The sequence below is a fragment of the Limnothrix sp. HT2024 genome, from assembly GCF_059138625.1.
The window spans coordinates 1648907-1661467 of the sequence record NZ_CM181121.1 but is presented as its reverse complement, the minus strand read 5'-3'; the positions used below and the strand labels follow the sequence as shown (position 1 = coordinate 1661467).

Genomic DNA, 12561 nt, shown 5'->3' with positions numbered 1-12561 from the left:
AAATTCATGGGCTGTAAATAAGCTCTGAAAAACCCTGAGAAATTCTGAGATTGCTCTGGCGATCGATAGGTCAAGAGGGATGCACATTACTGAAGTCACCTAAGATTTTCAGTGGCCGTCCCCCGGATGCAAGTCACTCCTATGAACACAGGCGCAGTTGCGAGGCACGCTATGTCAAACCAAGTTGTCGGTCTGCTATCCCTCGCGCGGGCCATCGCCCAGGTGAACCACAATCAGGTGTCTGGAACGTTGATGGTTCGGCAGGGGCAAATCCATTGGCGGCTGGAGTTTCATCAGGGCAAGTTGGTTTGCACTACGGGCAGTGATCATCGGGTGCGGCGTTGGCGACGCGCTCTGATGGGGCAACAGATTGAGCCGGCGGAATTAACGGCGGGGCAGCCTCCGACTTCTTACGATCCTTGGGAATATGCGCTGGTGAGTCGGGCGGTGATGACAGGCCAGCTAGATAGCGGCAAGGCGGAGCATGTGTTGGCGGCGCTGACGCTGGAGGCGCTGACGCAAATTGCGACCGATGCAACGATCCGGATGACTTGGGAGGCGCGATCGAACCGATTGCTAGACTGTGCGGCGGTCAGTTCGGGACTGCATTTGCCGGGCGATCGGCTGCAACAGTTGCTGAAGGATGCGCGGGACTTGAGCCAATTGTTGCCGAGTGACCGACCAGTCCACGCTTGGATCGATCGGGGGCTGTCGCTGGATGCCGGCATTGAGCTGGATGATAGCCGTCAGCACACTGCCCTGAGCCTGCAACCGCTGTTTAATGGTCGGCGCACCTTTTGGGATTTGGCCCTGAAGTTAAACCAATCCCCTGCCATGACGGCTCGGATGCTGGGTTACTTTTTTCGGCAGCAGTTGCTGACCTTTCAGGTGTTGCCAGATTTGGAGTTTCACCCCATGCTCTCATCCACGGGTTACGCCACCCCAGCCACCAAAACTGAACCACCCCTAGTGGTTTGCATTGATGACAGCATGGTGGTGCTGCAACGGCTGGAACGAATTGTGACCCAGGCGGGCTATCGGTTCTGTGGAATGCGGGATTCGGTGCAGGCGCTGACGCAGTTGATTGAGCTGAAGCCGGATTTGATCCTGCTGGATGTGGTGATGCCGGTGGTGAATGGCTATGAAATTTGTGCGCAAATTCGGCGGGTGAAGGCTCTGGAGCATACCCCGATCGTGATTTTGACCGGGCATGATGGCACGATCGATCGGGTGCGGGCCAAGTTGGCGCGGGCTTCCGAGTTTCTCTCGAAGGTTTCGGATAGCGGGCGAATTCTGGCGACGTTGGAGCGGCACTTGCCGAGCCACAATTCCACCCGCCCACATCCACCACATCCAGATCCGGCCCTGCCCGGTCGCACTGCCAATGGGCAAGATCAGGGGGCTGGCTTCAATCTGAATTCATCCCCCAGCGCGTTCAAGTCTGCTTTGGCCTGAGAGGATCTTGAAGAGGATGGCGAAAAAGCCAAACTTGGATCAGCCCCATAGCCCAATACTCATTCCAGATTCATTCCAGATCCATCCCAGTATGAATCCGGCGGGTGAACGGTTTCTGTTGCGCCCGAATTTGCCAAGATGCGCCCAAAGTGGTTCCCCGATTTGGTTGCTGGGGGTATGATTCCGGCATCGGTGGCCGTCAGGATGAGTGATCAGTGAGCGATCGACTCGCCATTCATGAGATCTCATGAGCCATCAGCCGTCATTCAACGCGTCATTCAACGCCCGTCCCTTGTCTCATCCTCTGCCCCATCATTTGATTTTGTATAGCAAGCCCGGTTGCCATCTCTGTGAGGGATTGCAGGAAAAGTTGGAAATGGTGAACCTGTCGAGCGATCTGCGCCTCACGATCGAGCTGCGGGACATCACCACCAACGATCGCTGGTTTGCCGCGTTTCAATCCGAAATTCCGGTGTTGCGTTGGCTGGCGGATGGGGAATCTGAATTGCCGATTCCGCGGCCGTCGCCCCGCTGTTCGGTGGTTCAGCTCGAACAACACCTCCGGAAAGCCTTTGCCACAATTGAGCCATCCTAGGAGAGGCAACCGCCCATGGAACCCATGACTTTGCGCGAACTGCTGGCCAGCGTCTCCACAGAACTGGTGATTCCCGACCATCTGGCACTCGATCGCCCAGTGAAGGGGCTGACGACCAATTCCCAAGCTTGCCAACCGGGCGACCTGTTCATTGGTCTGCCGGGGACTCGGGTTGATGGCGGTGAATTTTGGCCCAACGCGATCGAGTCAGGGGCGATCGCGGCGGTGGTGTCGTCGGCCATTGCCGCCGCCCAGCCAACCCAGCCGGCCGGGCCTTGCCTGATTGGGGCGATGGATGTGGTGGGGGCCTGTGCAGATTTGGCGGCGGCGTTCCATGGCCACCCAACCCAGCAGTTGCAATTGGTGGGGGTGACGGGCACCAATGGCAAAACCACCACCACGCAATTGATTGAGTTTTTGTTGAAGACAGCCGATCGCCCCACGGCGCTGCTGGGCACGTTGGTGGTGCGTTGGCCGGGCTTTGAGCAAACGGCCGTCCATACCACGCCCTTTGCGGTGGAGTTGCAAGAGCAGTTGGCCAATGCTCGATCGGCCGGGGCGGACTATGCCGTGATGGAAGTTAGCTCCCATGCCCTGGCCCAACGACGGGTGCAAGGTTGTGAATTTCAGGTGGCGGTTTTCACCAACCTGACGCAGGATCACCTGGACTTCCACAACACGATGGAAGATTATTTTGCGGCGAAGGCCCTGCTCTTCCAGCCCAATTACCTGCGGGGCCGGGCGATCGTCAACCTTGATGATCCCTATGGGGCGGCCCTCGCAGCTCAGCTCGATACCGATCGCTGCTGGTGCTATAGCATTGACGATTCCGCAGCCGATTTTTATCTGAGTGATTTGAGCTACGGCCTCGATGGGGTCAGCGGCACGCTGCACACACCGGCCGGCGCGATCGCGTTTCGATCGCCCCTGGTGGGTCAATTCAACTTGCAAAACTGGCTGGCCGCCGCTGCTGCCGGGTTGCACTTGGGCTTGGATCTTTCGGCCATGGTGCAGGCCCTGGCTCAATTCCCCGGTGTGCCAGGTCGAATGCAGCTAGTCCAAGTGACCGATACGCCCTTGCCCCAGGACATTAGCGCGATCGTGGACTATGCCCACACGCCCGACAGCTTGGACAATGCCCTGCGGGCGGCCCGTCCGTTTGTGCAAGGGCGCTTGATTTGTGTGTTTGGTTGTGGGGGCGATCGCGATCGCACCAAACGGCCCATCATGGGCGGCATTGCGGCCCAGGAGTCCGACTGGGCGATCGTCACTTCCGACAACCCCCGCACCGAAAATCCCCAGCGAATTTTGAACGATGTGGTGGCCGGAATTCCCGCCGCTGCGAACTACACCGTGGAGGGCGATCGCGCCAAGGCGATCCAACGGGCCATCCTGGAAGCCCAACCCGGCGATTGTGTCCTAATTGCGGGCAAAGGCCACGAAGACTACCAAATCCTAGGCACTGAAAAGGTGCATTTTGACGATCGGGAACAGGCCGAGGCGGCCCTGCGCCTGCGATTGCAAGCAACCATCGCCACTAATGCAAATTAATGCAAACTGAAGCAGGCTGAAGCATCTGGATCGGACTTCATGGGGTTCAGCGATCGAAAAATCAGGGGTCGCATCCCAAGCTCCGACCCCGCCCGCCCGCGATCCATGGGTCAGGTCTGTTAAAAACTGTTAAATCTCATCCCTGAGCGCCCCCGTTTGGATTTGCCCGTGATTCTGTGGAAGATTGATACCGTTTCTGCGAAATTGCGTGAGATTCCTGCTAGTTGAAGATGACCCAGCCATTTCCCACACGCTCGGCGCGGCCCTGGCGGAGCAGTTCTACGTGGTGGATGTGGCTGAGGATGGGCAAGAGGGATTGGACTATACCCGATCGTTTACCTACGACTTGATTATTCTGGATGTGACCCTGCCCCGACTGGATGGCCTGAGTCTTTGTCGCCATCTGCGGCGAGAAAAATATACGGGTCCCATTTTGCTATTGACCGCCAAGGGCGAAACCGAAGACAAGGTAAAGGGTCTGGATGCCGGGGCCGATGATTATGTGGTCAAGCCTTGCACCGTCCAAGAACTGATGGCACGGGTGCGGGCCCTGTTGCGCCGCCAGCGATCGACCGATGCGCCCGTGTTGGAATGGGGGCCCCTGCGTTTGGATCCGAGCGCCGGTCAAGTGACCTATAGCAATCGCCCCATCAACCTCAGCCCCAAGGAATACAGCCTCCTGGAATTGTTTTTGCGCCATCCCCGGCGGCTGTTTTCCCGCAACGCCATCCTCGAACACCTGTGGTCTGTGGGCGATTTTCCCGGTGAAGAAACCGTCAAAGCCCACATCAAAGGCGTGCGACGCAAGTTGGCCCTGGTGGGAGCGCGGGATCTGATTGAAACGGTTTATGGCATGGGCTATCGGCTGCGGCCCGGGAGCGCTCAGGTGCCGGAACCCCAGGATGGGGATGTGTCTCTACGGTTGCGATCGGCCCTCGATCGGGCATGGGAACGCTTTGAGGGAATGATCTATGAGCGGTTGGAGTCCTTGGAGCGAGTAACGGCCGGCATCGGAGCCGATCGACTCTGCGAGGTCGATCGGCTCCGGGCCCTGGAAGATGCCCACAAACTGATCGGCTCCTTGGGGCCATTTGGATTGGTGCGCGGCTCCCAACTGGCCCGCGCCATTGAAGAACAACTGCAACAACTGCAACCCTACGCCCAAGATCCCTATAGCCCCAGTGGTTTCGACCCCGCCGCCAATCCAGTCGCTACCCATCCAACGGCCACCAATCGCCACAGCATCCTGCAACTGGCCCACCAAACCCTGATTTCCCTGGTGGGCGATCTGCGTCGCGAAATCCAAAGCCGCCAGCAGATCGAACACAATCGCCTACGGCTGGTTTATTTGGGCAACAACAGCCGCTGGTCTCAGGCCCTGGCCGCCGCCATTGCCCAAGAGGGGGCCCTGATTGACCTGGCGCTGCCCAGTTCTCCTACCACTTGGCTCACGCAACCTGCCACCGCCTTGCCCAGTGTGGTAATTATGGATTGGAGCGATCCGGAGCGGGCCGATTTTCTGGCGGTATTACCCAGCTTGCGCCAGCGCCAACCATCCCTGATCGCGATCGCCCTGATGGAGCAGTCTGACCCCAACGATCTACTGCAATTTGCGAATGAAGGCTGGGATACCGATTGGGCAGTCGATCGCCCCATCACGCCCCTGATCCAAGCCCTCAGTCAATACCAAACCGAACAACGCATTGGGGGCAATCTGCGAATTCTGGCCATTGGCCTGTCTAACAACGCCAACAACCTGGTAAGGCGCTGTTGCCAGCAACAACAATGGACACTGGCCGCCGTTTCCCAACCCCAACGAGTCAGCGCCAGCATGGCCGCCAGTCGGCCGGATCTCATTTTGCTGGCGGCCGATAGCAGTCCCTGGGAAGGCGTTTTATGGACGAGGGCCCTCCGCAGCGAGGGATTTGGCGGGCGACGCATCCCGGTGATTGTGTTTGCCTCCGAAGCCTCGCCCCAAACCCTCGATCAGCTCTACCAGGCCGGGGCAACTGCCTGTATCCTAGAGCTTCCGAGTGCTGAGGAATTGGCGGATAGTTTGCGACATCAGCTCATCCGAGCCAGCCGATCGGAATTGTTCAATGGCCGAGCTACTAAACCAGCCAGTAAATATTAGTTAAATCAACGAATTTAGCTGAATTTAGCTGAATTTAACTAATTTGCTCAACTGATTAATGTAATGGATCAGTTGAATTGATTGGCTGAACGAGTTGGCTGGATTAATTGGCTGAACTAACGGCACTGCTGGAACTCCCCAAGTCAGTTAAATTGCTTGATTGAAACTGTCTGATTGAATCCGATGGCACTCGGTTGAACTTGCAGAGTGGGCATGGCTCCTCAAGTCATACGGAGAAGACCCACAATTCATATTTTCCTCAATTTTCCTCAATTCATATTTTCCTCTCCATCTCCTATGACTAAACAAGTGCTTGTTATTGATGATGAACCAGACATGCGAGAAATTGCGCGCATTGGTCTGGAGGTTTGTAACGGTTGGCAGGTGTTGTTGGCTGCTTCCGGTGCTGAAGGAATTGCCATGGCCGCAGCCCAACAACCCGATGCGATTTTGTTGGATGTGATGATGCCCCAAATGGATGGCACGGCGACCTTGGAAGCATTGCAAAAAAATCCCTCCACCAGTCATATTCCTGTCATTTTGTTGACCGCCAAGGTGCAAGCGGCCGATCGCCAACGCTATGCCCACTTGAAGGCGGCAGCGGTGGTTACGAAGCCGTTTGATCCTTTGGTGTTAGGAGATTCCATTTGTCAGATTTTGGGCTGGTCTGCCTAATCATGCGATCGAGATCCATCGGCTGATCGGTTTGGCAATGGGGCGATCGAGTCCAATTCAGCCCAATTTAGCCCAATTTAGCCCGATCAAATTCCATTGCACTGGAGCAGGTTACACCGAGTCCAGAGGCTCAATGGCTAATTCAAAGGTCATGTGGGCCGAGGCCGATCGCCCGCGAAATGTGCCCGGCATGGGGGCCGTGTTTTGGGGGAACGCGCTGGCGGCCAGGGGAATATGTCGATCGGCCGTGACCAGCCCTTGGGTGGGGTCATAGCCTCGCCATCCGGCCCCCGGCAAGAACACTTCAACCCAGGCGTGCAGGTACTTTTCGGGCTGCTTGGGGTCGCCAGCCTCGTAGCCGCTGACAAACCGCACCGCCAAGCCCACCACTCGGCAAACTTCCATAAACAAAACCGACAAATCACGACAGGAGCCGGTTTTGCGCCGCCAAGTCATGCCTGGCGGCATCGGGTCGCCAGTTTCTCGCGGCTGATAGAAGCAGTGGTTATAGACCGTTTGGTTCAAGTCGCCCAAAAAGTCCAGGGTGTTGCCATGGTTTTTGTAAAGCAACCCTTGGGCCAACTCCCAAATGGCGGGATCGAGCCGCTCGCCCCCCAACCGTTGATCGCTCAGATAAGGCCGCACCTGGGCCAGCGTTGAAGCGGGATAGTCGAAGGGGAGCGACAGGGCCCAAGGTTCCAACAGAAAGTGAAACGGGTTCGATCGCAAGGTTTCCACGACGCTGGTGGCCTTCACCTGCAAGGATTCCACCAGATCCCGGTTAAACCAACTTTGAATGACTGTGTTGCCTTCTAGGTCAAAAATATCGGCTAAACCCAGGGGGGGCGGCGATACCTGAAGCTGAAAATCGTGCAAGACCTGAGATCCATCGCAGCGGGGCCGCAATCGCAGGGTATGGGGGCCAAGTTCGACGGGTTGGCTATAGGTGTAATGGATTGCGTGATGGATGCGATAGCGCATGGCCCGGCCTAACGAACAATGGGGATTCCATGGCCATTTTAAGGAAGTCGCCCTTGGAAGTGGTTTTTACAAGGTGGCTTACGATCGCGCTGATCGCCCCCGACGTTTGGCCGGACGACTTCGGGGCGATCGAACCGCCTGTTCGCCCCTAGTCGCTGAGGCTGGCTGGGAGGATTGGGCGATCGCCCGCAAACTGGCGAGTTCCGTTGCGCTCAGGAAGCGCCACTGGCCCGGCTCCAACCCCGCCAAGGTGAGCGACCCGATCGCCACCCGCACCAAGCGCAGGGTGGGATGGCCCACGGCCGCCGTCATCCGTCGCACCTGGCGATTGCGGCCTTCGGTGAGGGTTAATTCTAGCCAGGCGGTGGGCACGGATTTCCGAAACCGAATCGGCGGATTGCGAGGCGGCAGGGGTGGCTCCTCGGGCAACAGACGCACCTGAGCGGGGCGGGTTCGGTAGTCTTGAATGGTCACGCCCCGTTGCAGTTGGGCGATCGCCGGATCCGGGGGAATCTGTTCCACCTGGGCCCAGTAGGTGCGGGGATGACCCCAGCGGGGATCGCTTAACCGGTGTTGCAGCGGCCCATCGTCCGACAGCAGCATTAACCCTTCGCTGTCCCAATCCAACCGCCCGATCGGGTAGATCTCAGGTACATCAATAAAGTCCTTCAGGGTGGCCTTGCCCTCGGAGGGGCTAAATTGGCTCATCACCTGAAAGGGCTTATAAAACACGACGTAGCGGGCCATGGTCGGGCGGGGAATAGGGGGAAGGGGCAGTACTGTGTTGCAGTGCTGTGTTTTAGTATTGGCTGCCCGATCGCCGGTGATGAACCGCTGTGACCCCTGTGGTGTCGAGCACTTTGCCGCTGTTGGCAGTGGCATACACCACCCAGTGATCGCCACATTCCATGCGACTGCGCACGGTGCATTCTAGAAAAGCCAGGGCATCGGTCAACAAAGGACAACCGTTGCTGGCGGTTTCCACTTGTAACCCCTCGAATCGATCGGCCCCTGGCGGAAAGTTTTTCATGAAGTGCCGCCGTAGTTGTTTGCCTTCCGCCAACACGTTCAGGACAAACTGCGAACCCTCATGCATCAGGGACTCGATCGCCCGTTCTTTGGCCACGGCGATCGTCACCCCCGGTGGCTTGAAGGTGGCTTGGGAAACCCAAGAGGCGAGCATTGCTGTGTTTACGTCATCTTGGCTGGCGGTGACCACGCACAGGGAACCCACCACGCGCCCCACGGCCTGGGCTGTGCGATCGGCCGTCCCGGCGGCCGGTTTGGGGGAGCGGCGTTTGTTGGCCCGTTGCAGGGCCTGGGCAAAGTCCGTGCCCGCCTCTTCGCACTGTTGCAGAACTGCTTGAGTGGGGGCAAATTTGACCCGGATCGTGGGCATGGCGAATTGGTAACCCCCGTCCTGGAGTTTGTTTTCCAGCAGGTCGATCGCCTCGCCGCTCCAACCAAAGGAACCAAACACCCCGGCGGGTTTGCTCTTGTCAGCGCTGTTTAGAACAATGCCCAGGGCCGTTTGAATTTGGGTGGGAGCATGGCCGCCCAAGGTGGGGGAGCCGATGATGAAACCGGCGCATTTCTCGATCGCCCCTTTAATTTCCTCTGGATCCAGATATTCGCAGTTGATGGACTCCACCGCCACGCCGGCCTTGGTGATGCCTCGGGCAATGCTTTGGGCCACGGCGGCCGTGTTGCCATAGGCCGAGGCGAAAATCAGGGCCACGGAAAGTTCCTTTTCCGTTTGCTGTTGCGTCCAGTGGCGATAGGCGTGGCGCAGTTCCGCAAAGCCATAGCGCACGATCGGCCCGTGGCCCGGCGCATAGGTGACGGCGGGCAGGTCGTCTAGCTTGTCCAGGGCGGTGCTGACCTGTTTGGACTGGGAAGCGTGCAGGCAGTCGTAATAAAACCGTCGATCGTCCTCATAGATCTGCCAGCCCTCATCAAAAATCTGATCGCCGCAAACATGGGCCCCGTAAAGCTTGTCAGTGAAGGCAATCTGGCTGGCGGGGTCGTAGGTAACCATGCCATCGGGCCAACGGGGAGTCGGAATCGGGATGAATTTCAGCAGGTGGCCTTGGCCCAGGTCAAGGGTTTCTTCGCCACGCACCACCTCGATCGCCAAGTCCCGATCGGGAAAGAGCGATCGCAGGGTGATGGCCGCCGGATTCGAGCAAATGAAACGCGGAGGCTGGCTGGCTTCCAGGAGTTTTTCAATGGTGGCGGCCCGGTTGGCGTTCAGGTGGCCCAAAATTACGTAGTCGATCGCCCGATCGCCCAACTGCTGCGCCAATTTGTTCAAAAACACATCGGTGAAGGTTTGCCCCGGCGGGTCAATCAGGGCCACCTGATCGCCTTGAATCAGATAGGCATTGGCGGTCGTGCCTTTTTTGAGGGAATATTCAATCTCAAATTTCAGGCGTTCCCAGGTGCGCGATCGCAACACGGTGGTGCCAGGGCCGATCGGCATCACTTGCACGTCGCGGGGTTTGGCCGTTGGGGGGGTTGCTGTGGCGATCGTCATTGCTGTGGCTCCGTGGTTCAAGCCTGATCCCTATTGTTGCCATCCTAGCGGGATCGTGGGCGCAATCAACGGGCGATCGCTTTGCGAAATGTAATCGGCTGGTTAATTAAATCTGAGTCTTGGGTCACCATTGCAGCGAAAATTCAAATTCAAATTGTATTTCTTGAATGACGATTGATCGATGACTTGATAACAGTCTATTGCTATGTTTCTGAAAACTAAAATCAAGTGAGTATTGGCATTCTTTGAGCTATGATTCAATCTTTAATTCTCTTCGTGATCTCTGGGCTATTTGAAATTGGTGGTGGATATTTAGTATGGCTGACCCTTCGGGAAGGAAAAACAGCTTGGTTTGCAGTAATTGGGGTCATCCTGCTTGGCTTCTATGGTGCTGTGCCGACGTTGCAACCAACCAATTTTGGACGCGCTTATGCTGCCTATGGTGGGGTTTTTGTTGTTCTATCAATTTTCTGGGGTTGGTTTGTTGATCGAGTAGTACCCGATAAATTTGACTATTTTGGAGGATGGATGATTATTTTGGGTGTCTTAGTCATGATGTATGCGCCTAGAAGCTAATTTTTAAAATAAAAGTTGGTACTGATTTTCCTACAACAGAATTAGTTGAGAAATTGATGATCAATACCAACTCATGAAGGTGCAACAAACTAGCCTGGCTACAGCTTGGATAGTATTTCAACTGACCTAACTTCCCTACCAAAACGTTTCGCTCGATCGGCAACGCGCTTGGCAAAAAGTGGAGCTAGGAGTCATGAACCCGTGGAGTGAAGTTGGCTAGCCCATGCCCAGCAGTCTTTTAATCGTGCCGACCTTTTGGGCATAGGGGGCATAGCGCCAATCTAAATCGAGCCAAGTGGCCTTCTTCAAAACACTGCGATAGTGCGAGAAGGTGTCGAAGCTGGCCTTGCCGTGATAGCTACCGATGCCGCTGTCGCCCACCCCACCAAAGGGCAGCGACGGACAACCCACATGCATCACCGTTTCATTGATGCAAGCGCCGCCGGAACTGGTGCGATCGAGCAAGTAGCGTTGGGTTTGGGTATTTTCTGAAAACACATAGAGCGCCAGGGGTTTGGGGCGGCTGTTCACTTGGGCGATCGCCTGATCCAGTTGGTCGTAGGGCAACACCGGCAGAATGGGCCCAAAGATTTCATCGGCCATCACGGGGCTGTCCCAATCCACATCGGTGAGAATCGTGGGGGCAATGTAGCGATCGGCTCGATTGTGTTGACCGCCCAAGAACGGTTTCCCGGACTCCAGCAAAGCAGCCAATCGATCGAACTGGCGATCATTAATAATTCGCCCAAAATCCCCGCTCTGGGCCGGATCAGTTCCATAAAACGCCGTAACCGCCTCGCGCAATTGGGCCAGCAACTCCGGCATCACCGCCCGATCGACCAGCAGATAATCCGGTGCGATGCAAGTTTGGCCCGCATTCAGGAATTTGCCCCAAGCGATCCGCTTCGCCGCGATCGCCAGATTCGCATCCGCCGTCACAAAGCAAGGACTCTTGCCCCCCAGCTCCAGGGTGACCGGCGTGAGGTGCTTGGCCGCCGCCGCCATCACCACACGCCCAATGGTTGTCCCACCCGTGAAGAAGATATGGTCAAACTTATTGGCCAACAGGGCTTGGCTGGTGGCAGCATCCCCTTCAAACACCGCCACAAAAGCCGGGTCAAAGGTTTCCCGAATCAGGGTTGCCACCACGGCCGCACTGGCCGGGGCCACTTCCGAGGGCTTGATGATCGCGCAATTTCCCGCCGCGATCGCCCCCACCAACGGAGAAATCGCCAAAGAAAAGGGATAGTTCCAGGGGCCAATAATCAGCGCCACCCCCAGGGGTTGCGGTTCAATCCAAGCGGAACCGGGCCATTGATCGATCGACAACTTGGCCTTTTGGGGCTTGGCCCATTGGGCTAAATTTTTCAGGGCCCCGTCAATTTCTGTAATCGAAGCCAACTCAAAATAGGCCTCATATTCCGGTCGGCCCAAATCCTGTTGTACTGCCGCCACGATCTCCGCCTGTTTGGCCTGAATCGCTTGGCGCAGCTTGGTTAATTGGGTGCGCCGAAAATCCAAGTCACGGGTGCGGCCGGTGGCAAAAAACTGTCGTTGGCGATCGAGGGTTTCCCGAATTTGGGCTTCAAGATCCCGATGAGCCGAATTGGTCGGTTGCGTGGCGATCACCATAGCTGTTGATTAACCCTTGAATTAACCCTTGAATGACTCGAAAGGGAATTGTCCCGCAAGTGTGTGCTGATTACTAATCTACTGAAAAATTCCGGTTCCAGCTTCAGAACGGTAACCAGGATCTAGCATCCGTCCAGTTAAGCTCAATGGGCACTGGAAGGCTATTTTTTCAACCGATCTGCCTCAGGCAAGGGGATTAGGGAGTGTTGTCATTTTTCGAGGTGATGCTGAAACGATTGATCTTCCATGCCCCAGTCGTTGTAACAAGGGGCTTAAGCCCCTTGTCCCCCACGATCTGTCAACTGTGGAATCAGCGTTTCAGGCGATTTGATGACAGGCCCTAAGCACCTTGGCTCCAATCCCCAGGCAAGGGGATCAAGCACCTTGCCTTCGATCGCGTAACGATGGAATTAGGCGCTTGGACAG

10 protein-coding genes are annotated in these 12561 nt (G+C 56.7%); 6 read left to right on the top strand and 4 right to left on the bottom strand.

What is annotated here, in order from left to right:
* Positions 1-171: 171 nt before the first annotated feature.
* From AC2IAX_RS06690 to AC2IAX_RS06670, 5 genes are all read left to right on the top strand, one after another.
* Positions 172-1455: a response regulator gene (locus AC2IAX_RS06690; RefSeq protein ID WP_494389876.1), complete on the top strand. Its 1284-nt coding sequence runs from the start codon at positions 172-174 to the stop codon at positions 1453-1455.
* Positions 1456-1747: 292 nt separating this feature from the next.
* Positions 1748-2050, top strand: a complete 303-nt coding sequence (locus AC2IAX_RS06685) for a glutaredoxin family protein (protein WP_494389875.1) — start codon at positions 1748-1750, stop codon at positions 2048-2050.
* Positions 2051-2074: 24 nt separating this feature from the next.
* The gene (locus AC2IAX_RS06680) at positions 2075-3601 is read left to right on the top strand and encodes a UDP-N-acetylmuramoyl-L-alanyl-D-glutamate--2,6-diaminopimelate ligase (protein ID WP_494390305.1); all 1527 of its coding nucleotides are present in this window, start codon (positions 2075-2077) and stop codon (positions 3599-3601) included.
* Between the two features lie 208 nt (positions 3602-3809).
* A complete protein-coding gene (locus tag AC2IAX_RS06675) occupies positions 3810-5735 on the top strand; it encodes a response regulator (protein WP_494389874.1) in 1926 nt (641 codons plus the stop codon).
* Between the two features lie 297 nt (positions 5736-6032).
* Complete coding sequence (locus AC2IAX_RS06670; protein WP_494389873.1) at positions 6033-6410, top strand: response regulator; 378 nt, start codon at positions 6033-6035, stop codon at positions 6408-6410.
* A gap of 111 nt (positions 6411-6521) precedes the next feature.
* Here the strand turns inward: AC2IAX_RS06670 and AC2IAX_RS06665 are convergent, their stop codons facing one another.
* The 3 genes from AC2IAX_RS06665 to AC2IAX_RS06655 all read right to left on the bottom strand — a co-directional run bounded on the left by AC2IAX_RS06665 (position 6522) and on the right by AC2IAX_RS06655 (position 9927).
* Complete coding sequence (locus AC2IAX_RS06665; protein ID WP_494389872.1) at positions 6522-7391, bottom strand: transglutaminase family protein; 870 nt, start codon at positions 7389-7391, stop codon at positions 6522-6524.
* Positions 7392-7469: 78 nt separating this feature from the next.
* A complete protein-coding gene (locus tag AC2IAX_RS06660) occupies positions 7470-8138 on the bottom strand; it encodes a pseudouridine synthase (RefSeq protein ID WP_494389871.1) in 669 nt (222 codons plus the stop codon).
* Between the two features lie 52 nt (positions 8139-8190).
* On the bottom strand, positions 8191-9927 hold the full coding sequence (locus tag AC2IAX_RS06655; protein ID WP_494389870.1) for a diflavin flavoprotein: 1737 nt from the start codon (positions 9925-9927) through the stop codon (positions 8191-8193).
* 252 nt (positions 9928-10179) lie between these two features.
* On the opposite strand from AC2IAX_RS06655, the gene AC2IAX_RS06650 reads away from it, so the two are divergent.
* Positions 10180-10503, top strand: coding sequence for a YnfA family protein (locus tag AC2IAX_RS06650; protein WP_494389869.1), 324 nt, complete (start codon positions 10180-10182; stop codon positions 10501-10503).
* 216 nt (positions 10504-10719) lie between these two features.
* Here AC2IAX_RS06650 and AC2IAX_RS06645 read toward each other — a convergent pair whose 3' ends face one another.
* Positions 10720-12135 carry an aldehyde dehydrogenase gene (locus tag AC2IAX_RS06645; RefSeq protein ID WP_494389868.1) on the bottom strand — a complete coding sequence of 472 codons (1416 nt, stop codon included), beginning with the start codon at positions 12133-12135 and terminating at the stop codon, positions 10720-10722.
* Positions 12136-12561: the final 426 nt, after the last annotated feature.

Coding starts and splice junctions, on each gene's coding strand:
- AC2IAX_RS06690 (WP_494389876.1), top strand. CDS start 172: ATGTCAAACCAAGTTGTCGGTCTGCTATCCCTCGCGCGGGCCATCGCC.
- AC2IAX_RS06680 (WP_494390305.1), top strand. CDS start 2,075: ATGACTTTGCGCGAACTGCTGGCCAGCGTCTCCACAGAACTGGTGATT.
- AC2IAX_RS06670 (WP_494389873.1), top strand. CDS start 6,033: ATGACTAAACAAGTGCTTGTTATTGATGATGAACCAGACATGCGAGAA.
- AC2IAX_RS06665 (WP_494389872.1), bottom strand. CDS start 7,391: ATGCGCTATCGCATCCATCACGCAATCCATTACACCTATAGCCAACCC.
- AC2IAX_RS06660 (WP_494389871.1), bottom strand. CDS start 8,138: ATGGCCCGCTACGTCGTGTTTTATAAGCCCTTTCAGGTGATGAGCCAA.
- AC2IAX_RS06655 (WP_494389870.1), bottom strand. CDS start 9,927: ATGACGATCGCCACAGCAACCCCCCCAACGGCCAAACCCCGCGACGTG.
- AC2IAX_RS06650 (WP_494389869.1), top strand. CDS start 10,180: ATGATTCAATCTTTAATTCTCTTCGTGATCTCTGGGCTATTTGAAATT.
- AC2IAX_RS06645 (WP_494389868.1), bottom strand. CDS start 12,135: ATGGTGATCGCCACGCAACCGACCAATTCGGCTCATCGGGATCTTGAA.